26 protein-coding genes are annotated in these 19,673 nt (G+C 67.7%); 15 read left to right on the top strand and 11 right to left on the bottom strand.

The features are described from left to right. Positions 1 to 15 precede the first annotated feature (15 nt). The 3 genes from MAE01_RS12405 to MAE01_RS12395 all read left to right on the top strand — a co-directional run bounded on the left by MAE01_RS12405 (position 16) and on the right by MAE01_RS12395 (position 2,446). On the top strand, positions 16 to 390 hold the full coding sequence (locus MAE01_RS12405) for an Lrp/AsnC family transcriptional regulator (RefSeq protein WP_147039877.1): 375 nt from the start codon (positions 16 to 18) through the stop codon (positions 388 to 390). A gap of 25 nt (positions 391 to 415) precedes the next feature. After that, the gene (locus MAE01_RS12400) at positions 416 to 757 is read left to right on the top strand and encodes a YciI family protein (RefSeq protein WP_147039876.1); all 342 of its coding nucleotides are present in this window, start codon (positions 416 to 418) and stop codon (positions 755 to 757) included. A 186-nt stretch (positions 758 to 943) separates the two neighbouring features. After that, the gene (locus tag MAE01_RS12395; RefSeq protein WP_147039875.1) at positions 944 to 2,446 is read left to right on the top strand and encodes a catalase; all 1,503 of its coding nucleotides are present in this window, start codon (positions 944 to 946) and stop codon (positions 2,444 to 2,446) included. Between the two features lie 151 nt (positions 2,447 to 2,597). Here MAE01_RS12395 and MAE01_RS12390 read toward each other — a convergent pair whose 3' ends face one another. Further along, positions 2,598 to 2,897 (bottom strand): HigA family addiction module antitoxin, encoded by a 300-nt coding sequence (locus MAE01_RS12390; RefSeq protein WP_147039874.1) that lies wholly within the window; start codon positions 2,895 to 2,897, stop codon positions 2,598 to 2,600. 9 nt (positions 2,898 to 2,906) lie between these two features. Beyond that, positions 2,907 to 3,188: a type II toxin-antitoxin system RelE/ParE family toxin gene (locus MAE01_RS12385; RefSeq protein WP_147039873.1), complete on the bottom strand. Its 282-nt coding sequence runs from the start codon at positions 3,186 to 3,188 to the stop codon at positions 2,907 to 2,909. A 164-nt stretch (positions 3,189 to 3,352) separates the two neighbouring features. Between MAE01_RS12385 and MAE01_RS12380 the strand changes: the two genes are divergently transcribed. Beyond that, positions 3,353 to 3,742 (top strand): VOC family protein, encoded by a 390-nt coding sequence (locus MAE01_RS12380; protein ID WP_147039872.1) that lies wholly within the window; start codon positions 3,353 to 3,355, stop codon positions 3,740 to 3,742. 23 nt (positions 3,743 to 3,765) lie between these two features. Here the strand turns inward: MAE01_RS12380 and ychF are convergent, their stop codons facing one another. Both ychF and MAE01_RS12370 read right to left on the bottom strand, forming a co-directional pair. Beyond that, positions 3,766 to 4,839 carry a redox-regulated ATPase YchF gene (gene ychF / locus MAE01_RS12375; protein ID WP_147039871.1) on the bottom strand — a complete coding sequence of 358 codons (1,074 nt, stop codon included), beginning with the start codon at positions 4,837 to 4,839 and terminating at the stop codon, positions 3,766 to 3,768. Positions 4,840 to 4,873: 34 nt separating this feature from the next. Further along, positions 4,874 to 5,614: a class I SAM-dependent methyltransferase gene (locus MAE01_RS12370; protein ID WP_147039870.1), complete on the bottom strand. Its 741-nt coding sequence runs from the start codon at positions 5,612 to 5,614 to the stop codon at positions 4,874 to 4,876. Between the two features lie 59 nt (positions 5,615 to 5,673). On the opposite strand from MAE01_RS12370, the gene MAE01_RS12365 reads away from it, so the two are divergent. The 3 genes from MAE01_RS12365 to MAE01_RS12355 all read left to right on the top strand — a co-directional run bounded on the left by MAE01_RS12365 (position 5,674) and on the right by MAE01_RS12355 (position 8,046). Continuing rightward, the gene (locus MAE01_RS12365; RefSeq protein WP_147039869.1) at positions 5,674 to 6,267 is read left to right on the top strand and encodes a 3'-5' exonuclease; all 594 of its coding nucleotides are present in this window, start codon (positions 5,674 to 5,676) and stop codon (positions 6,265 to 6,267) included. A 35-nt stretch (positions 6,268 to 6,302) separates the two neighbouring features. Beyond that, complete coding sequence (locus MAE01_RS12360; protein ID WP_186806235.1) at positions 6,303 to 6,710, top strand: ankyrin repeat domain-containing protein; 408 nt, start codon at positions 6,303 to 6,305, stop codon at positions 6,708 to 6,710. 67 nt (positions 6,711 to 6,777) lie between these two features. Next, positions 6,778 to 8,046, top strand: coding sequence for a DNA recombination protein RmuC (locus MAE01_RS12355; protein ID WP_147039868.1), 1,269 nt, complete (start codon positions 6,778 to 6,780; stop codon positions 8,044 to 8,046). Here MAE01_RS12355 and MAE01_RS12350 read toward each other — a convergent pair. Together MAE01_RS12350 and glpX are read right to left on the bottom strand one after the other, a co-directional pair. Beyond that, on the bottom strand, positions 8,034 to 8,327 hold the full coding sequence (locus MAE01_RS12350; RefSeq protein ID WP_147039867.1) for a hypothetical protein: 294 nt from the start codon (positions 8,325 to 8,327) through the stop codon (positions 8,034 to 8,036). The genes MAE01_RS12355 and MAE01_RS12350 overlap by 13 nt on opposite strands. A 120-nt stretch (positions 8,328 to 8,447) precedes the next feature. Continuing rightward, a complete protein-coding gene (gene glpX / locus MAE01_RS12345) occupies positions 8,448 to 9,434 on the bottom strand; it encodes a class II fructose-bisphosphatase (RefSeq protein ID WP_147039866.1) in 987 nt (328 codons plus the stop codon). Positions 9,435 to 9,620: 186 nt separating this feature from the next. On the opposite strand from glpX, the gene fbaA reads away from it, so the two are divergent. After that, on the top strand, positions 9,621 to 10,649 hold the full coding sequence (gene fbaA, locus MAE01_RS12340; RefSeq protein ID WP_147039865.1) for a class II fructose-bisphosphate aldolase: 1,029 nt from the start codon (positions 9,621 to 9,623) through the stop codon (positions 10,647 to 10,649). 73 nt (positions 10,650 to 10,722) lie between these two features. On the opposite strand, the gene MAE01_RS12335 is transcribed toward fbaA, so the two are convergent. The 3 genes from MAE01_RS12335 to MAE01_RS12325 form a co-directional block, all read right to left on the bottom strand. Next, positions 10,723 to 11,229, bottom strand: coding sequence for a COG4315 family predicted lipoprotein (locus MAE01_RS12335; protein ID WP_147039864.1), 507 nt, complete (start codon positions 11,227 to 11,229; stop codon positions 10,723 to 10,725). Positions 11,230 to 11,318: 89 nt separating this feature from the next. Further along, the gene (locus tag MAE01_RS12330) at positions 11,319 to 11,996 is read right to left on the bottom strand and encodes a zf-HC2 domain-containing protein (protein WP_147039863.1); all 678 of its coding nucleotides are present in this window, start codon (positions 11,994 to 11,996) and stop codon (positions 11,319 to 11,321) included. Continuing rightward, the gene (locus tag MAE01_RS12325; RefSeq protein ID WP_147039862.1) at positions 11,993 to 12,499 is read right to left on the bottom strand and encodes a sigma-70 family RNA polymerase sigma factor; all 507 of its coding nucleotides are present in this window, start codon (positions 12,497 to 12,499) and stop codon (positions 11,993 to 11,995) included. Before MAE01_RS12325 ends, MAE01_RS12330 begins: the two co-directional genes overlap by 4 nt. 96 nt (positions 12,500 to 12,595) lie before the next feature. Here MAE01_RS12325 and MAE01_RS12320 point away from each other — a divergent pair, with 96 nt between their 5' ends. Beyond that, positions 12,596 to 13,120, top strand: a complete 525-nt coding sequence (locus MAE01_RS12320) for a DUF2231 domain-containing protein (protein ID WP_147039861.1) — start codon at positions 12,596 to 12,598, stop codon at positions 13,118 to 13,120. Between the two features lie 6 nt (positions 13,121 to 13,126). Here the strand turns inward: MAE01_RS12320 and MAE01_RS12315 are convergent, their stop codons facing one another. Both MAE01_RS12315 and MAE01_RS12310 read right to left on the bottom strand, forming a co-directional pair. Beyond that, entirely contained in the window at positions 13,127 to 13,669 is a 543-nt protein-coding gene (locus MAE01_RS12315) for a DUF6264 family protein (RefSeq protein WP_147039860.1), read from the bottom strand. Next, positions 13,666 to 14,739: a 4-hydroxy-3-methylbut-2-enyl diphosphate reductase gene (locus tag MAE01_RS12310; protein ID WP_186806234.1), complete on the bottom strand. Its 1,074-nt coding sequence runs from the start codon at positions 14,737 to 14,739 to the stop codon at positions 13,666 to 13,668. The genes MAE01_RS12315 and MAE01_RS12310 overlap by 4 nt, the downstream gene beginning before the upstream one ends. A 74-nt stretch (positions 14,740 to 14,813) precedes the next feature. On the opposite strand from MAE01_RS12310, the gene xseA reads away from it, so the two are divergent. From xseA to MAE01_RS12280, 6 genes are all read left to right on the top strand, one after another. Continuing rightward, positions 14,814 to 16,091 (top strand): exodeoxyribonuclease VII large subunit, encoded by a 1,278-nt coding sequence (gene xseA / locus MAE01_RS12305; RefSeq protein WP_147039859.1) that lies wholly within the window; start codon positions 14,814 to 14,816, stop codon positions 16,089 to 16,091. Between the two features lie 121 nt (positions 16,092 to 16,212). Then, positions 16,213 to 16,452 carry an exodeoxyribonuclease VII small subunit gene (locus tag MAE01_RS12300; protein ID WP_147039942.1) on the top strand — a complete coding sequence of 80 codons (240 nt, stop codon included), beginning with the start codon at positions 16,213 to 16,215 and terminating at the stop codon, positions 16,450 to 16,452. Further along, the gene (locus MAE01_RS12295) at positions 16,449 to 17,090 is read left to right on the top strand and encodes a DUF4245 family protein (RefSeq protein WP_229718057.1); all 642 of its coding nucleotides are present in this window, start codon (positions 16,449 to 16,451) and stop codon (positions 17,088 to 17,090) included. Before MAE01_RS12300 ends, MAE01_RS12295 begins: the two co-directional genes overlap by 4 nt. After that, on the top strand, positions 17,087 to 17,761 hold the full coding sequence (locus MAE01_RS12290; RefSeq protein ID WP_147039857.1) for a carbonic anhydrase: 675 nt from the start codon (positions 17,087 to 17,089) through the stop codon (positions 17,759 to 17,761). Before MAE01_RS12295 ends, MAE01_RS12290 begins: the two co-directional genes overlap by 4 nt. Continuing rightward, positions 17,758 to 19,152, top strand: a complete 1,395-nt coding sequence (locus tag MAE01_RS12285; RefSeq protein WP_147039856.1) for a class II fumarate hydratase — start codon at positions 17,758 to 17,760, stop codon at positions 19,150 to 19,152. The genes MAE01_RS12290 and MAE01_RS12285 overlap by 4 nt, the downstream gene beginning before the upstream one ends. A 247-nt stretch (positions 19,153 to 19,399) precedes the next feature. Further along, the coding region (locus MAE01_RS12280) for a type IV toxin-antitoxin system AbiEi family antitoxin domain-containing protein (RefSeq protein WP_147039855.1) at positions 19,400 to 19,673 on the top strand (274 nt) is incomplete at its 3' end.

Below are 19,673 nucleotides of genomic sequence, written 5' to 3'. Positions count from 1 at the left end.
ACCTCGCTCGACCGCATGAAGGCGCTGCGCGAGCGCGGCGTCATCACCGGAGCGCGCCTCGAGCTCGGCCTCGCGGAGATCGGCCGGCCGGTCCAGGCGCTCGTGGCTGTGCGTGTCCGCCCTCCCACGCGCGACCGCATCGAGGGTTTCCGGGAGTGGGCAGCGGCGCTGCCCGAGGTGCTCGGCGTCTTCGTCACCAGCGGCAGCGAGGACTTCCTCATCCACGTCGCCGTCCCCGACAACGAACACCTCTATGCCTTCGTCATCGACCAGCTCACCGAAAGGCCAGAGGTCGCCGACGTGCGCACCTCGATCGTCTACGAGCACATACGGGCGGCAACCGTCATGCCGGTGGGCGTAGTGTCTGCACCAGCGCATCTCTCGCGTTGACCAATCTCGTTCGATGAGGAGCGACATGGCGCAGTACATCGTCTACTTCAACCAGACGTGGGTCGGGGATCATCCCGAGGAGTGGTTCGCCTCGCGTGGCCCCCTCGCGCACGCCGTCGTCGAGGAGATCAAAGCTGCAGGAGCCTACGTCTTCGCCGCCGGAGTCGACGAAGACATGACTGGCGCGTTCAGCGCGGATGCGACCAGCGGCACCGTTGTCGTCACCGACGGCCCGATACCGGCGAACGAGGCACGCATCGGCGGACTCACGATCATCGACGTCGCCGACGACGAGGCCGCGAAGGTGTGGGGCGGAAAGATCGCGGAGGCTTGCGGCTGGCCGCAGGAGATTCGCCGGGTCTACTGATATCTCGGCGCAGTCTCCGACCTCTGCAGGCTCAGACGCCAGACCAGGCGGCCTGCGCCGATCGCCCAGCATCGGCGTCAACCCCTTCACTTCTGAACCGGTCCGGGCTTGACTAGGGCATGAGCCACTCGGCGACCGTCGAGCTCCATGCACAACGGTTCCGATCCGGAGGAGAAGGAGGACGAGATGGAGAAGAAGACTCCCAACGCCACGGGATCCACCACCCAGGCGGGCATCCCGGCCGTCAGCGACCGAAACTCGCTCACCGTCGGCAATGACGGTCCGGTCGTGTTGCACGATCATCACCTGATCGAGACCATGCAGCACTTCAACCGGATGAACGTTCCCGAGCGGCGTCCACACGCGAAGGGCGCTGGCGCATTCGGCACGTTCGAGGTCACCGAGGACGTCTCGCGGTATACCAAGGCCGACTTCCTTCAGCCGGGGAGGAGGACCGAGATGCTGGCGCGCTTCTCCACGGTGGCCGGAGAGCTGGGCTCCCCCGACACCTGGCGCGACGTGCGGGGCTTCGCGCTGAAGTTCTACACGGAAGAGGGCAACTTCGACATGGTGGGCAACAACACCCCGATCTTCTTCGTGCGCGATCCGATGAAGTTCGCCCACTTCATCCGTTCGCAGAAGCGACTGCCCGACAGCGGACTGCGCGACGGCACCATGCAGTGGGACTTCTGGACGAACAATCCCGAGTCCGCCCACCAGGTGACCTACCTGATGGGCGAGCGAGGGCTGCCGAAGACCTGGCGGCACATGAACGGCTACAGCTCGCACACCTACTCGCTGGTCAATGCCGCCGGCGAACGGTTCTGGGTCAAGTGGCACTTCCAGACGAACCAGGGCATGGAGCACCTCACGAACGAGGAGGCCGAGCGACTGGCCGGGGCGAACGCCGACTTCCACCGTCAGGATCTCTTCGAGGCCATCGCGCGGGGCGAGCATCCGTCCTGGGATCTGTACTTCCAGATCATGCCGTACGACGAGGCCAAGGAGTACCGGTTCAACCCCTTCGACCTGACGAAGGTGTGGTCGAAAAAGGACTACCCGCGTATCAAGGTGGGCACGATGACCTTGAACCGCAACCCCGAGAACTTCTTCGCGCAGATCGAGCAGGCGAGCTTCTCGCCGGCGAACATGGTCCCCGGCACGGGGAACTCGCCGGACAAGATGCTGCTGGGCCGCACGTTCTCATATCAGGATGCCCAGCGGTACCGCGTCGGCACCAACTTCCAGCAGCTGCCGGTCAACCGCCCCATCAACGAGGTGCACACCTACAACTTCGAGGGCAACATGTGGCACGATCACACCGGTGCTCGCTCCGTGTACGCCCCGAACTCATTCGGTGACTCGTGGTCGGATGAGGACGGCCCGGTGGAGGACGGGTGGGAGGCCGACGGCGCGCTCACCAGGCACGCCTACAACCTGCATGCGGAAGACGATGACTTCGGCCAGCCGGGAACCCTCGTGCGCGAGGTGTTCGACGACGCCCAGCGCGACGAGTTCGTGAAGACCGTTGCCGGTGCGCTGGACGGCGTCGCCGAGCCCGTGCTCTCGAACGCCTTCCAGTACTGGAAGAACGTCGACCCGGTCATCGGGCAGCGCATCGAGGACGCAGTGAAAGCCGACGCCGATGGTGCGGCCGTGCCCGGTATGGGTGTCGACGCAGACGACTGAGGCCTGCCGCCACGATCGGCGTCGCCGTCGCTCACCAAGCACGACCACGCAGGTCAACCGTGCCCGTCGACCAAGCGGCAATCTCGTCCTCGACGGGCAAGATCAGCAAAGGCTGCCCGGGCGAGTCTTCGATCGATTGACCCGACCGTCGTCACGCAACTTTCAGCGGCTTGATCGCAGCAATCTGCTCGGACACACGATCCTCGGCGAGCTCCAGCTCGTACTGCGTCTGAAGGTTGAGCCAGAACTGCGGAGAGATCCCGAAGTAACGACCCAATCGAAGAGCGGTGTCCGCCGTGATGGCACGCTTGCCGTGCACGATCTCGTTGATCCGCCGCGGCGACACGCCGATCGACACGGCGAGCTTGTTCTGCGTGATGCCGAAGCCCTCGATGAAGTCCTCCAACAGAACCTCGCCCGGATGGATCGGCGGGTAGAGCTTCTCAGACATGATCCCTCCTCAGTGGTAGTCAACGATCTCGACATCTTCGGGCCCAGCATCAGTCCAGTGGAAACAGATCCGCCACTGGTCATTGATCCGGATGCTGTGCTGACCAGCCCGATCACCTTTGAGCGCTTCCAGCCGGTTGCCCGGCGGCACTCGTAGAGCATCGAGCGTCGGCGCAGCATCCAGCAGATGCAACTTCCGATTCGCTGTCTTGTGGATACGCGGATCGAATCTCTTCGCCGGTTCGCGACGCCACACGTGCTCGGTGTCGCGGTCGGCGAACGATCTGATCACGTGACCAGTTTATAACGTAACGCGTCAATAACGCTAGACGTTAAACCGGAACTCCACCACGTCGCCGCGCATTCCAATCTCTGCCCACGCGCCACGCAGCCGCCGTGTCCCCACCAGATGCGCTGCTCGTTGTCATCAGGAAGGAGTGAAACCAGAATTGACGGATGGACCTCTTCCGGACTCCTCAGGTCGTTCTGTTCACACGCGACATCAACCGCGCTGTCTCGTTCTACCGCGCACTCGGCTTCGACGAGGCATTCCGCACACCACCTGCAGGCACGCCCATCCATGTCGACCTCGTCCTCGACGGGTACCGCCTCGGTCTCGCCACCGAGACCAGCATCCGTGAAGACCACGGCCTCGACCCGATCGCAGATGGCCAGCGCGCGGCAGTGATCCTGTGGACTGACGACGCCGCCTCAGGCTACGAGCGGCTCATCGATCTCGGCGCAACGCCGATAAAGACGCCAGAGCCATGGCTCGATCGCCTACTCATCGCATGGGTCGAGGACCCAGACGGCCACCTGGTGCAGGTTGTCCAAGCCTTCAGGTGACGCGAGGTTGAACCGGAACGCGACTATACCTTGAACCGGAACTCCACCACGTCGCCGTCCTGCATGACGTAGTCCTTGCCCTCGAGCCGCGCCTTGCCCTTGGCACGGGCCTCGACGACGGAGCCGGTCGCGACCAGATCGTCGAACGAGATGACCTCAGCCTTGATGAAGCCCTTCTCGAAGTCGGTGTGGATGACGCCGGCCGCCTGCGGCGCCTTGGCACCACGAGGGATCGTCCAGGCACGCGACTCCTTCGGTCCCGCCGTCAGGTAGGTCTGCAGGCCGAGGGTGTCGAAGCCGATACGGGCGAGCTGGTCGAGGCCCGACTCGTCCTGGCCGGTGGATGCCAGCAGCTCGGCCGCATCCTCGGGGTCCAGGTCGATGAGCTCGGACTCGATCTTCGCGTCGAGGAAGATCGCCTTCGCCGGCGCGACGAGAGCTTCGAGCTCTGCCTTGCGCGCCGCATCCGTCAGCACGCCCTCATCGACGTTGAACACGAAGATGACGGGCTTCGAGGTGAGCAGGCCGAGCTCCTTGATCGGCGCGAGGTCGATGCCGCTCACCGAGAGCAGGATGCCACGCTCCAGTGCGTCCTTCGCAGCGTTCGCGGCGTCGAGCACCGACGGGTCGAGCTTCTTGCCGCGCACTTCCTTCTCGAACCGCGGGATCGCCTTCTCGACGGTCTGCAGGTCGGCGAGCATGAGCTCGGCGTTGATCGTCTCGAGGTCGCCCTGCGGGTTGATCGCACCATCCACGTGCACGACGTCGTCATCGGCGAAGCCGCGAACGACCTGGGCGATGGCGTCGGCCTCACGGATGTTCGCGAGGAACTGGTTGCCCAGCCCCTCCCCCTCGCTCGCGCCGCGCACGATGCCGGCGATGTCGACGAACGACACCGTCGCCGGCAGGATGCGCTCGCTGCCGAAGATCTCGGCGAGCTTGTTCAGGCGCGAGTCGGGCAGGTTGACGACACCGACGTTCGGCTCGATCGTCGCGAACGGATAGTTCGCCGCGAGCACGTCGTTCTTGGTCAGTGCGTTGAAGAGGGTGGACTTGCCGACGTTGGGCAGGCCGACGATGCCGATAGTGAGAGCCACGGGGTAAGAGTCTACCGGCGCGCGCTCGCGCCCCTCACGCCCGCACTGCGCGGAACGCCCGCGTCACGTACGGCAGGTCGATGGTCGCGTCACCTTCCAGGCCGAGCTCGTCGAACAGTGCGTCCATATCGTCGTGGATGCTGCGCCGTTCGGCGTCGGATGCTGTGATGAGGTGACTGCGCGAATCGGCGATCCGGTGCAGTTGCGCTCGCGTGATCGGCCGGACCCACCGCCACTCCTCCTGCTCGAGCGCACCGAACGGCTCGGCTACGGCCGGGCCGTTCTCGTCCAGCATGATCTCAGCGGCGCTGGAGTGCATGATCGCGGTCAGTCTGCGCACCCAGTCGGTTCCGCTGTCGCGGGTGTTCCAGATCAGGCCGAGTGTGCCGCCGGAGCGGACGACCCGTCCGACCTCTGACGAACCCACGACGGGATCGACCCAGTGCCACGCCTGGCCGAGCACGACGGCATCCAAGCTCGCATCCGGGACGGGAAGCCGTTCGGCAGTGCCTAGGAACGTCGGCACTCCTGGGACGGCGGCACGCAACGCTTCGAGCATCAGAGGATCGGGATCGATCGCGATCACCTCGGCATCCGGAGCGTCGGCGAGCACTCGCGTCAGCTTGCCGGTGCCCGCTCCGACATCCGCGATCCGATGGGATCTGTGCGGCAGCTTCTCCAGCATCCAGGCGACCGCCTCGAACGGATAGTCGGGCCTCGCCGCCTCGTAGTCTCCGGCCGCTGCACCGAAAGAAGTCGCCCGTCCGTCGCTCATGTCGCCAGCCTACGGCGAGCCTGCCGCGCCCGGACAGGACACCGGGTGAAGGTGAAGAGGTGCCACTGGATTTCACCGCCATCGACTTCGAAACCGCGAACTCCAGCCCGGCATCCGCCTGTTCCGTCGGACTCGTCCGAGTGCGCGACGGCCAGGTCGTCGCCACAGCCGGGTGGCTGATCCGCCCTCCGGCAGGGCACGACGAGTTCCAGGAGTGGAACATCAAGATCCACGGCATCCGACCGCAGGATGTCGCGAACGCAGCGACCTGGCCCGAGCAGTTCGATCGCCTCTGCGGCTTCGCCGGCGCTGACGTGCTCGTAGCGCACAACGCCGGCTTCGACCTGAAGGTGCTGCGCACGGCATCCCAGGTCACCGAACTCGACTGCCCGCCGTACCGCTCGCTGTGCAGCCTGCAGGTCGCCCGCAAGGTGTACGACCTGGACTCGTACCGGCTCCCGATCGCCGCTGCCGCCGCCGGATTCGCGGAGTTCTCACACCACGACGCGCTGGCCGACGCTCGCGCCTGCGCCCAGATCGTCATCGATTCCGCGCGGCGAACCGGGAGTGCCGACGTCGACGCTCTCGCCAGCGGCCTCAGCCTGCGCGTGACGGAGCCGCCCGTCGCCGTCGTCCACGAGCAGGCCGCCTGAGTGCATTCCCGCGCTTGACGCGAGACAATGACGGCATGACGAATCCATCCGGCGATTCCCCGGTCAGCCTCGAGGTCATCGAGGGCACCTTCGATCTCGCACGTCAGGGACGCACAGGCCCGCTGGGCGAGATGATCGACGCGGGCGTGCCGATCGATCTGCGCAATCCGCGCGGCGACACCCTGCTGATCGTCTCGACCTACGCCGAGCAGGAGCACACGGCCGCGGACCTCATCCGCCGAGGTGCCGAGCTGGATGCCGTCAACGGCAACGGCCAGACGGCGATCTCGTGCGCGGTGTTCCGCAAGAACGAGACTCTGCTGCGGATGCTGCTGGATGCCGGCGCCGATCAGAACGCCGGCGGCCTCTCGGCCACCGCGATCGCCGACCAGTTCGGGTTGGCCGACATGCGCACGATCCTCGACGAGTACGCCGCACGCTGAGCCTTGCTCCGTTGCCTTCGCGGGGCGCCGCGACGGCGATGTCGGATGCCCTCGGCATCATGGCGGTATGGATGCTCAGCTGATCGTTGTCCTCATCGTCGCCGCTCTCGCGGTCGGCGCGGCCGTGGGCTGGTTCGCGAACGCCTCGCGCACCTCGGCCGCGCAATCGCACACCGCGACCGACCTGGCGCGCGCACAGGCGGAGCTGGCGGCCGCCCGCGAGGACCGCGACCGGGAGTACGACCTCTATCGGGATGCCGTGGAGCACGCCCGCACCGAACAGCGCGCCGAGGCGGAACGGGTGCAACAGCAGAACGCCGTGCTGACAGCGCTCGCGCCCGTTCGGGAGTCGCTGCAGCAGATGCAGAGCAAGGTAGCCTCCCTCGAGCAGGAGCGGCACGCGCAGTTCGGGTCGCTCGCGGAGCAGCTCCGGCGCGCGCAGGAGTCGGACGAGGCACTGCGCGCCACCACCGAGTCGCTGGCGGGCGCCCTGCGCTCGACATCCACCCGCGGAGTCTGGGGCGAGACGCAGCTGCGGCGCGTCGTCGAGGCCGCAGGGCTCACGCGGCACGTCGACTTCGACCTGCAGTCGACCATCTCCTCCGATCGCGGTCAGGGGCGACCGGACATGGTGGTCCGGCTGCCCGGCGGGACCTCCATCGCGGTCGACGCCAAGGTGCCCCTCGACGCGTACCTCGAGGCCAGCGCCCTGGTCGGCGATGCCGGCGAGGCGCAGCGCCGGCAGCTCATGCAGAAGCACGTCAAAGCGGTGCGCGCACACATCGACGCTCTCGCGAAGAAGGCGTACTGGTCAGGGCTGGATGCCAGCCCCGAGTTCGTGATCTGCTTCCTGCCGAGCGAGTCGCTGCTGGCCGCGGCGATCGATGAAGACCCGGCCTTGCTCGACTACGCGTTCGGCAAGCGCGTCGCGCTGGCGTCGCCCGTGAACCTGTGGGCGGTGCTGAAGACGGTTGCGTACACGTGGACGCAGCAGGAGGTCTCGGCAGAGGCGCGCACGCTGCTCGCGCTCGGCACGCAGCTGTTCGATCGACTCGGCACTCTCGCCGGTCATGCCGACGATCTGCGCCGTGCACTGGAACGCACCGTCGACAGCTACAACCGCTTCGCCGGATCGCTGGAGAGCCGCGTGCTCGTCACGGCCCGCCAGTTCCCCGGTATCGACGCCTCGTCTCTGGACGGGCCGCCGGTGATCACGAGTCCGGCACGAAAGTTCACGGCACCCGAGCTGACGGACGGCGAATCCGTCTCCGAGCTCGAAGCAGACCTCGGTGCTGTGCGGCACCGGCTGGGCGACGAGGAACGTCAGGCGCTGTAGGGCACCCAGCTGAGCAGGGCGATCACGAGCCCGGATGTCACGACGAAGGCGCCGATCATCCACCACGCGCTCAGTTCATGCCCTTCCGCGCGACGCACGCGGAAGAGGACGTCGGTGCGCCGTGCAGGGTCCATGTTCGGCGGTGCAGCGGTGGCTGCGGCGGCTGCCGCCGCGCGGGCCGCTTCATCTTCGGGGCTGACCCGAAGGATGCGCCCGGTATTGGTGGTGACCATCTTCACCGGAGCGGACTTGTCGCCGCTTCCCGCCTGTCCCGTGGACATGTCTCACCCTCCTGAGGCCGCCGGGAATGGGCTCTCGGTGGCGTCTTCCATTCTGCCAGCAAAGGCTGGCAGCGTCAGGAGAGCCACCCTCGGGGAAGCACCGGGTGTGTAACGATCCCGTCAGAGCCACTTCGAGACGAGGTGCTCTGAGGAGATACGACGCAACGTGCCGGACGCACCGCGCAGCACCACCGATTCGGTGTACACGTAGTTGCCCTCGCGTCGCACGCCCGCGACGAGCTGGCCGTCCGTGACGCCGGTGGCGACGAACAGCGTGTTGTCGCCCTGCACGAGATCCTCGGCCTCGTACACGTGATCCATCTTGAGGCCGGCGTCGATGCCGCGCTGGCGCTCGTCGTCGTCGCGGGGCCACAGACGGCCCTGGATGTGCCCGCCCAGCGCCTTGATCGCACACGCCGTCACGATGCCCTCCGGGCTGCCGCCCACGCCGACGCACATGTCGGTGCGCGCGCCGTGCCGAGCGGCGTTGATGCCGCCTGCGACGTCGCCGTCGCTCATCAGACGCGTGCCGGCACCTGCTTCGCGGATCTCCTCGATGAGCTTCTCGTGACGCGGGCGGTTCAGCACCGACACGACGATCTCGTCGATGGGCTTGTCCAGCGCCTTCGACAGCAGCCGGATGTTCTCGCCGATGGGCAGGCGGATGTCGACGACGCCGACGCCGGCGGGGCCCGTGACGAGCTTGTCCATGTAGAAGACGGTCGACGCGTCGAGCATCGTGCCGCGATCAGAGACCGCGATCACCGACAGAGCGTTCTGCCGGCCCGCAGCGGTGAGTGAGGTGCCGTCGATCGGGTCCACGGCGATGTCGCACTCGGGGCCACGGCCGGAGCCGACGACCTCGCCGTTGAACAGCATCGGGGCGTTGTCCTTCTCGCCCTCGCCGATGACGACACGGCCCTGGAAGTTCACGGTGCCGAGGAACGCACGCATGGCGTCGACGGCCGCGCCGTCGGCGGCCTCCTTGTCGCCGCGGCCGATGAACGGCACCGCCCGGATCGACGCGGCCTCGGTCGCGCGCACCAGTTCCAGTGCAAGGTTTCGATCGGGACGCAGCGGGCTCATATCGGCCGTCAGACTCACCATGGGGCAAGCCTAACGAGCGACGTGGCGAGACAACGGGCACTTTCGCCTCTGCAGGCGTGAAGAAATCGAACTTCTTAACAATGGCGAAGGCCGTCGCCTCGTGGCGAGGACAGCGGCCCCGGCATCCTCTCATCGCCGGGGATAGAGTGAGCACTGTCCCGGTTTCATCTATCGCAGGAGTTTTTCATGCCCGTCGCCACTCCGGAACAGTACGCAGAGATGCTCGATCGCGCGAAGGCCGGAGGCTTCGCGTATCCCGCATTCAACGTCTCGAGCTCGCAGACCATCAACTCCGTCCTCCAGGGCCTGACCGAGGCCGGTTCCGACGGCATCATCCAGGTGACCACGGGCGGTGCCGACTACTTCGCCGGCCACACGGTCAAGGCCCGCGCGACCGGCGCCCTCGCCTTCGCCCGCTACGCCACCGAGGTCGCCAAGAACTACCCCGTGACCGTGGCACTGCACACCGACCACTGCCCCAAGGACGCCCTTGCCGGCTTCGTCGAGCCGCTGATCGCGGCCTCGGAGGAAGAGGTCAAGGCCGGCCGCAACCCGATCTTCCAGTCGCACATGTGGGACGGCTCGGCCGTTCCCCTGGCGGAGAACATCGAGATCGCCAAGGACCTCCTCCCCCGCATGAAGAACATCAACGCCATCCTCGAGGTCGAGATCGGCGTCGTCGGCGGCGAAGAGGATGGCGTGGCGCACGAGGGTTCGAACGACGCTCTCTACACGACCTTCGCGGACGTCGACCAGGCCGTTCAGGCGCTCGGCCTGGGTGAGCAGGGCCGCTACATCGCCGCCCTCACCTTCGGCAACGTGCACGGCGTCTACAAGCCGGGCGGCGTCAAGCTGCGCCCCGAACTGCTCGGCGAGATCCAGGAGCAGGTCGCCGCGAAGTACAACCTCGGTGCGAAGCCGCTCGATCTCGTCTTCCACGGCGGCTCCGGCTCGACCGACGAGGAGATCGCCCTCGCGGTCGCCAACGGCGTCATCAAGATGAACATCGACACCGACACGCAGTACGCCTACACGCGTGCGATCGCCGACTACATGTTCAAGAACTACGACGGCGTCATGAAGGTTGACGGCGAGGTCGGCAACAAGAAGCAGTACGACCCGCGCGCCTGGGGCAAGGTCGCCGAGTCGGCGATGGCTGCCCGCGTCGTCGAGTCGACCCGCCAGCTCGGCTCGTACGGCCAGTCCAAGAGCTGACACCTCGGTTTCACAGACGATGCCCGGCCGCTGCGCGGCCGGGCATCGTCGTATCTGCGGATCAACGTCTCACTCAGCCGCCGATCTTCTCGCCCGCGGCATCCACGACCCACCAGACATCCTGAACGGCCTGTCCGTTCACATCGCCAGCCGCGGAATCCCCGGCGAACAGGTACAGCGGCCAGCCGTTGAGCGTGACCTGCATCTGACCGTCCGCGGTCTCGATCGTTCCCAGCTCGCCGGTGATGCCGTCGCCGACCGGCGCATCGCCGGACGCGATGATGGGCGGCCAGTTCTGCAGGCATGCGCCGATGCACGCGCTCGTGTCCGTACCCTGGGTGTCGTTGTCGAACATGTAGGCCGTCATGCCGCTGCCGGTGACGACCACTTCGCCCAGCGACGTCTCGGCGAGCCCCAGATCGGATGCCGATGTCCCCGGTTCCGGCGTCACGCTTTCGGACGTGCCGGGCCCGTAGCCGGTATCTCCCGAACCGGCCTCACCCGAGCCGGCGCCTCCTCCGCCGCAGCCGGCGAGCAGCAGCACCGCGGCGAGCGCTCCGATCGCGAATGTCCTGCGCATGTTCCGTCCTCCATCCCGGCGCGCCCGTGTGGTGCGCTGAGTGTGACACGAGACGCAGACCGCGCGGGTTCACCCCACCCCGGTCGCGCTCACCCGATTTCGCGACGGAGGAGCACCTCGCCGGTGTCAGTGCGGATCTCGACCGCCCGGATCTCATCCAGCGGCAGCGCAGTACCAGCCGAGAGCCGTGCGGTACGGCCGGGCTCGGCGCTCCATGTGGACAGCTCGGTGGTGGCGCCATCGACACCGACAACAGCGAGTACGTAGGCCCATCCGGCATCCGGAGCGTCGGCGGCGTAGTCGCACGCCATGTCGATACGCGTCCCCCATGCGACCGATGTCAACGCCACTGTCGCACTGACCGGCGCGTCGATCACCTGCTCCAGCGCGACCTCCATGGTCGGACGCGGAGCCCCCGCGACGATGCTGACGGGGACCACCACCGCGAGCGCCGCAGCCACGCCGACCGCGGCCCAGGTCACCCGGCGGCGGCGACGGCGGCGAGCGCGGGCGATCTCGGTCAGTTTCCGGCCCGCATCAGTCGTTGCCTCCGCGGCATCTGCTTCGCCCGGCGCGTCGATCGCGTTCGCCTGCTCGGTGCTCAGTCTCGACAGAAGCCCAGCGGCCGGTACGAGTTCGGCGACGTCGTCCCGACAGACAGGACAGATCTCGAGGTGTGCCTCGTATTCCGCGCGGTCGGGAGCAGACAGCGCTCCCAGCGCATACGCGGCATCCCATGTGGCGAATCGATCGTGCGCGGCGTTCACCTGGTGACCCCTCTCTCCTGCAGCGCAAGCCTCAGCGCCCGCAGGCCGTAGTGCATTCGCGACTTCACCGTTCCTCCGGGGATGCCGAGGTCATCGGCGATCTCCTCGACACTGCGTCCTCGGTAATACGCGGCGACGATCACCGCCCGGTGCTCGACGCTGATGGCGGCGAGCGCGTCCTCGATGAGCATCGCGTCGAACAGGCGATCGGTCTCGTCGCCGCTGGCCCGCTCGGGAACCTCGGCGACCGGATGCTCGTGCCGCCGGCGCGCGCTGCGCGCCTCGTCGATCACGATGTGCCGCGCGACCGTGATCACCCAGGCGCGTGTGGTCGCCGGATCCTGCGCGAGGATGCGCGGCGTGCGCCACGCTCGCAGCAGGGTCTCCTGCACGACATCATCCGCCGACGCGGCGCTGCCGGTCAGGCGCACCACGTAACGCCGGATCGGCCCCGCGTGCACGTCGTACAGCGCGGCGAGCCGTTCTTCCTCGTCATCGGTCACGTTCACGCCTCCATCGGAGACACGAGATCCCGCCGCCCCGGGTTCACAGCGACGTTCCACAGTGAACCGAAGCGTCTCCTGGATCGTTCATTCAGTATGGACCTCAGTGCCGCCGCAGCGCTCCTCCAGATCGCCGGTCTGCCCCTGCATCCGCTTCTCGTGCATGTGACCGTCGTGCTCACGCCGCTCACGGCACTCGCCCTCGGTGTCAGCGCCGTATGGCCGGCGGCCCGCCGTCGGCTCGGCCTCGCGCTGCCGCTCGCATCGGTGCTCGTCGCCCTGCTCGTCCCGGTCACCGTCCTCGCCGGTGAGGCACTGGCCCACGTCGTCGGACGCACCGCGTCCGTGCAGCGTCACGAAGAGCTGGGTCTCGTGCTGGTGCCGTGGGCGGTCTCCATGGTGCCGGCATCCCTGCTCGTCTGGGGCTCGGATCGACTGCAGCGCACGGCACGACGGTCGCGTGACGCCGTCGACGCGCACCGCCTCGCGGGCAACCGGCGGATGCTGCTCACCGCCTGGGCGATCGGCTTCCTGGGCGTCGCGTGCGCGGCGGGCACGCTGATCGTGGTGGTACTCACCGGCGATGCCGGCGCCCGCGCGGTGTGGGAGGGCGTAGTGTGAGCCGGATCAGCGTCCGGTGGCCCCATCCAGGTAGGCGATGAACGCCGGGTCCCCCATCATCGGGATGGTGATGCAGACGGATGCAACGATCATGGTCGCCGCGGCTCCCGCCAGCGGCAACCACCACGTGACCTTGCCGGTGCGCAGACGTCGCATCGAAAGCCAGGCGGTCACCACCCAGCCGATGACCAGGACGATCGCCGCGACGGTGCCCCAGACCTTCGCCTGGGCGAAGTTGGAGAACTCACCCTCGACCCCCAGGATCCGCATGCTCTCGTTCATCACGGTCGGCAGATCCAGGTACGACATCCCGCTCATGAAGACATTCACGACGCCGTACGCCAGAAGCGCGATCGTGATGATGCGATCCCACGGGCGCCCTGCCGGCTTCTGCGCGGTCGCTGCCGGTGCCGATGTGGCCGGTGCCGATGTGGCCGGTGCCGATGTGGCGACGGGCGCCTCGGCTACGGCATCCAACGGCGGCAGCCCCGCGAGGCGTCGCTGCTCCTCAGGAGTCGCGTACTCGCCGTACTGAGGGCGGTCGGTCATGACGATGCGGCCCCGGAGCGTCCTCCGAGGGCACGCGCATCGCGCTGCCCGGACTTGTCCTGGCGCAGCTCCTTGGGGAGCGAGAACATGAGGTCCTCTTCCGCGGTGCGGACCTCTTCGACGTCGGCGTACCCGGCGGAGCTGAGCGCCTCGAGAACTTCGCGGACGAGGACCTCCGGCACGGATGCCCCGCTGGTCACACCGACCGTCTCGACGCCGTCGAGCCACTCCTGCTTGATCTCTTCGGCGTAGTCGACCCGGTAGGCGGCCTTCGCGCCGTACTCGAGGGCGACCTCGACCAGGCGCACGGAGTTCGACGAGTTCGACGATCCGACCACGATCACCAGGTCCGCATCCTTGGCGACCTTCTTGATCGCCACCTGACGGTTCTGCGTCGCATAGCAGATGTCGTCGGACGGCGGGTTGTGCAGCTCAGGGAAGCGGGTGCGCAGCCGGTTCACGGTCTCCATGGTCTCGTCGACCGACAGCGTGGTCTGCGAGAGCCAGACGACCTTCGACGGATCCTGCACCTGCACAGTGTCGGCTTCGTCGGGCGAGTTCACGATGGTGACCCGCTCGGGCGCGTGGCCGGCGGTGCCCTCGACCTCTTCGTGTCCCTCGTGCCCGATGAGCAAGATCTCGAAGTCATCGCGCGCGAATCGGACGGCCTCGCGGTGCACCTTGGTCACCAGCGGGCACGTGGCGTCGATGGCGTGCAGTCCGCGATCGGATGCCGCGTTCACCACGGCCGGCGAGACACCGTGCGCGCTGAAGACGACGTGCGCGCCCTCGGGAACCTCATCGACCTCTTCTACGAAGATCGCGCCCTGCTCCTCGAGCTCGGTGACGACGTGGATGTTGTGCACGATCTGCTTGCGCACGTAGACCGGGGCGCCGTAGCGCTCGAGGGCCTTCTCGACGGCGACGACCGCACGGTCGACACCCGCGCAGTAGCCGCGGGGAGCGGCGAGCAGAACGCGCTTGTGTCCGTCGACCGGGATATCCTGAAGCCGCGTCGCCCGCGATCGTGGGATGCGGGGAACGGGAAGATGTACGGTGGCCTGGCTCACCCTTCGATCCTACCTTCGGGCACCGATGAGGGGCCTGGGCGCCTGTTCAGGCACGACACCGACGAAAGGACCCGATGACGGTCTTCGAGGCATCGCTCGCCGATGGCGCGACCCCGCCGGCGGATGCCGTCGCTCCCCGCGATTCGACAGCGGATGCTCCCACCTCCGTTGCACGCCTCAACGGCACGATCCGGGACTTCGTCGCCCGCTGGAACACGGTCTGGGTCGAAGGCGAGATCACGTCGTGGAACGTCCGCGGCGGCAATGTGTTCGGGCGTCTGAAGGACACCCAGTCCGACGCGCAGATCTCGATCCGCGTCTGGTCGAGCGTGCGCGGACGCATCCCCGCCGACCTCAGCGTCGGCGACCACGTCGTCGCCGCCGTCAAGGCCGACTACTTCGTCAAGGCGGGCGACTTCAGCTTCACGGTGTCGAGCATGAAGCACGTCGGCCTGGGCGATCAGCTCGAGCGTCTCGAGAAGCTGCGCGCGCAGCTGCGCCAGGAGGGCCTGTTCGACCCTGCACGCAAGAAGCAGCTGCCGTTCCTGCCGCACGTGATCGGGCTCATCACCGGCGAGCGATCGGATGCCGAGAAGGACGTGCACCGAAACGCAGAGCTGCGCTGGCCGCAGGTGCGATTCCGCACCCGGTACGCCGCCGTGCAGGGCGACCGCTGCGTGCCGGAGACCCTGGCCGCTCTCGCGGCCCTGGATGCCGACCCCGAGGTCGACGTCATCATCATCGCCCGAGGAGGCGGTGATCCGCAGACCCTGCTCGGGTTCAGCGATGAGCGCCTGGTGCGGGCGGTGGCCGCGGCATCCACCCCGATCGTCTCCGCGATCGGGCATGAGAACGACCATCCGCTCCTCGACGACGTCGCCGACCTGCGCGCGTCGACGCCGACGGATGCCGCCAAGCGCGTCGTCCCCGATGTCGGAGAGCAGCGCGCGCAGATCGCCCAGCTACGAGCTCGGGCCACCTCGCGCCTGACGCAGCGCATCACGCACGACATCGCGCAGCTCGAGCAGCTGCGATCCCGGCCCGTGCTGCGCTCCCCCGACCCGATCATCGCCGAACGCGCGCAGGAGCTCTGGCTGCTGCAGGCCCGCGCACGCGACACCATCGGCCGTCAGCTCGATGCGGCGAGCCGGCACACCTCTGAGCTGCGGGCATCGCTGCGGGCGCTGTCGCCCGCGGCGACCCTGGCACGCGGCTACGCCATCGCCCACCTCGAGGGCGGCGTGATCCTCCGCGATGCGGCCGATGCCCCGGCCGGCAGCGCACTGACCATCACCGTCGACCGCGGGTCGCTGGCCGCGCGGTCCGAAGGCGAGATCGCAGAGGCGGGCTGACGCGCGACGTGCCGTGCGCCGCGAGAATTGCCTTGCGCGCCGAGACTGCCGCTGACAGCGCGATTCTCATCGCGCAAGGCAATTCTCGCGGTCGTAAGGGGCGTCCATGCGGCGTCGTAGGATGGAAGGCGTGACTGCGCCGAACGACACCCCTGTGGAGACTCTGTCGTTCGAGGCCGCTCGCGACGAACTCGTCCGCGTGGTCGCCGAACTCGAACAGGGCGCACCGACCCTCGAGCACTCACTCGCCCTTTGGGAGCGCGGTGAGGCTCTCGCCGCTCGTTGCGAGGAATGGCTGCTGGGGGCGAAACGTCGCCTCGAGGCCACTCGTGCCACGGCATCCGACGAGGAAGAATCGTGAGCAAGCAGCCCCCCATCGTCGCCGAGCTCGGGCGTCCGGAGACTCCTGAGGAGACCGCGGCGCGCAAGGCCGAGTTCAGCAAGACCTACCGGGCCGGCCAGTCGTTCCGCAACCTCATCGCCGCACTCATCATCACCCTCGCGGTGGTGGCGGTCGTCATCTTCGGCGTCCCTCGGGGCGAACCGGCATCCGAACCCCAGATCGACCTGCCCGGCATCGCCGCCGATGTCGAGTCGACCATGGAGAGCCCCGTCGTCATCCCCGAACTCGGCGACTTCTGGCGGGTCAACGCCGCCGAGCTGCAGGGCGGCGCGACCACGGTCTGGAACATCACACTCGCGCCGGCCGATGAGGACGAGCGCGGGTTCATCCGCATCGCCCAGGCGTTCGACGCCGACGCCTCCTGGGCGCCGCAGCTGCTGGACGGCACCGCCTCGACAGACACCACCCGCATCGGCGGACTCGACTGGGACGTCTACGCGCTCGGCGGCAGGACCGAGAACAACGTCAGCCACGCGATCGGCACCCAGGCCGGCGACGACTACATCCTGCTGTACGGCTCGCGCTCCGCGGATTCGACCGCGAAGCTCGCCGAGTCCCTCATCCCACAGATCCGCACCATCTCGGAGGCAGAATGACAGCGCTCACCCCCACCGCCGCATGGGAGTCGATGCTGGACGGCAACCGCCGTTTCGTCGCGGGTGAGCCGCGGCATCCGAATCAGGATGTCGAGCGCCGCCATGACCTCGCTGACCACCAGAACCCGGTCGCGACGCTGTTCGGATGCTCCGACTCGCGTCTGGCCGCAGAGATCATCTTCGACCTCGGCCTCGGCGACCTCTTCGTGGTGCGCAACGCCGGACAGGTCATCGGCGAGTCGATCGTGGGCAGCCTGGAGTACGCCGTCGAGATCCTGAAGGTGCCGCTGATCGTCGTCCTCGCGCACGACGAGTGCGGTGCCGTGCGCGCCGCGATCGACGGCACCGCGATCGACGCCGACCCGCTGCCGCCGCACATCTGGAAGCTGATCGCCCCGATCATCCCCGCCGCCCGCAAGGTGCTGGCCGCGAACGGCGGATCCTCGCCCTCGGACATCGACTCCGAGCAGGTCGGCCGCGAGCACCTGCGCAACACCGTCGCGAACCTGCTGCAGTCGTCCGAGCTGATCAGCGAGGCCGTCGCCCAGGGGCGCCTCGGCATCGTCGGCGCCAACTACCGTCTTTCCGAGGGCACGGCCGTGCCCGTCATCGCCGTAGGAATCGACACGGGGCTCGAAGATGTCCCCGCAACCCAGGAGGGATCGAAGTGACCGACACCGAGTACCGCATCGAGCACGACACCATGGGCGAGGTCCGGGTGCCCGTGAACGCTCTGTACGGCGCGCAGACGCAGCGCGCCGTCGAGAACTTCCCGATCTCGGGCAAGGGCCTGGAGTCGGCGCAGATCGCCGCGCTCGCGCGCATCAAGAAGGCTGCCGCCCTCGCGAACAAGGAGCTCGGCACGCTCGACGGCGCGATCGCGGATTCCATCGCGGCCGCAGCCGACCAGGTCGCGTCGGGCGCCCACGACGGCGAGTTCCCCGTCGACACCTACCAGACCGGCTCGGGCACCTCGTCGAACATGAACATGAACGAGGTTCTGGCGTCTCTCGCGACCGGCATCCTCGGCTCGGCTGTTCACCCGAACGACCACGTCAACGCCTCGCAGTCGTCGAACGACGTGTTCCCGACGTCGGTGCACATCGCCGTCACGCAGGCGCTGATCGACACGCTCATCCCATCGCTCGACCACCTCGCCGTCGCCCTCGAGGCGAAGGCGGAGCTGTGGAAGGACGCCGTCAAGTCCGGTCGCACGCACCTCATGGATGCCACGCCCGTCACCCTCGGCCAGGAGTTCGGCGGCTACGCCCGCCAGGTGCGTCTGGGCATCGAGCGTGTGCAGTCGGCGCTCCCCCGCGTGGCCGAGGTCCCGCTCGGCGGCACCGCCGTCGGCACCGGCATCAACACCCCGCTCGGCTTCCCGCAGAAGGTCATCGCGCTGCTCGCCGCCGAGACCGAGCTGCCGATCACCGAGGCCAAGGACCACTTCGAGGCGCAGGCCAACCGCGACGGCCTCGTCGAGACGTCGGGCGCGCTGCGCACGATCGCCGTCTCGCTGACGAAGATCAACAACGACCTGCGCTGGATGGGCTCGGGCCCGAACACGGGGCTGGGCGAACTGCACATCCCCGACCTGCAGCCCGGCTCGTCCATCATGCCGGGCAAGGTCAACCCGGTCGTCCCGGAGGCTGTCCTCATGGTCTGCGCCCGGGTGATCGGCAACGACGCGACCGTGGCCTGGGCCGGAGCATCCGGTTCGTTCGAGCTGAACGTGGCGATCCCTGTCATGGGCACAGCGCTGCTGGAGTCGATCCGCCTGCTGGCGAACGCCTCGCGCGTGCTCGCAGACAAGACCGTCGACGGCCTCGAGGCAAACACCGAGCGCGCGGCGGCATTCGCCGGCATGAGTCCGTCGATCGTCACGCCGCTGAACAAGGTCATCGGCTACGAGGCAGCGGCCAAGATCGCCAAGCACTCGGTCGCCAAGGGCATCACCGTCCGCGACGCCGTGATCGACCTCGGCTACGTCGAGCGCGGTGAGATCACGCTGGAAGTACTGGACCAGAAGCTCGACCTGCTGTCCATGACGCACCCGGGCTGAGCCCGGCCGGCCTCCCCCGCGACACTTCGGCACAGCCGCACGACCCGGGTACGCCTGCACGATCGATTCAACGAATCCGTCGTGCATTCGTACCCGGGTCGTGCACGTGTACCGGGCCTGTGCTCGGACGCAGGCTGAAGTCTTCGCGGGTGCGGACTCGTTCTGCACAATCCGGAGTTTGCGCCGGTTATCCCCATTCGAGCTGAGCTGAGCCCGAAGCCGCAACGGATCGATGCACAGTCGAGTCATGCTCGATCCGGTCATGATCATCTCTCGCCTCGGCGGTGTCGCCCGCGGTGCGACGCTGCAGAAGCACGGCATCTCCCGAAAGCGCCTTGCCCGAGAAGTCGTCGCCGGGTCGATCGACAGAGTTCGCGCCGGCGTCTTCGCTCTGCCGCAGACGGATGCTGCGGTGCGCACTGCTGCAGCACACGGAGGCGCCTTGACCTGCGGATCCGCGCTGACCCCGCACAAGATCTGGGTGCTCACGGACGACAGCATCCATGTGTGGCTGGGAGAGA

This window comes from Microbacterium aerolatum (assembly GCF_007988825.1).
Classification (GTDB): Bacteria; Actinomycetota; Actinomycetes; order Actinomycetales; family Microbacteriaceae; genus Microbacterium; species Microbacterium aerolatum.
Note: the sequence above shows the minus strand (reverse complement) of the source record. Positions and strands in the feature narration are given on the sequence as shown.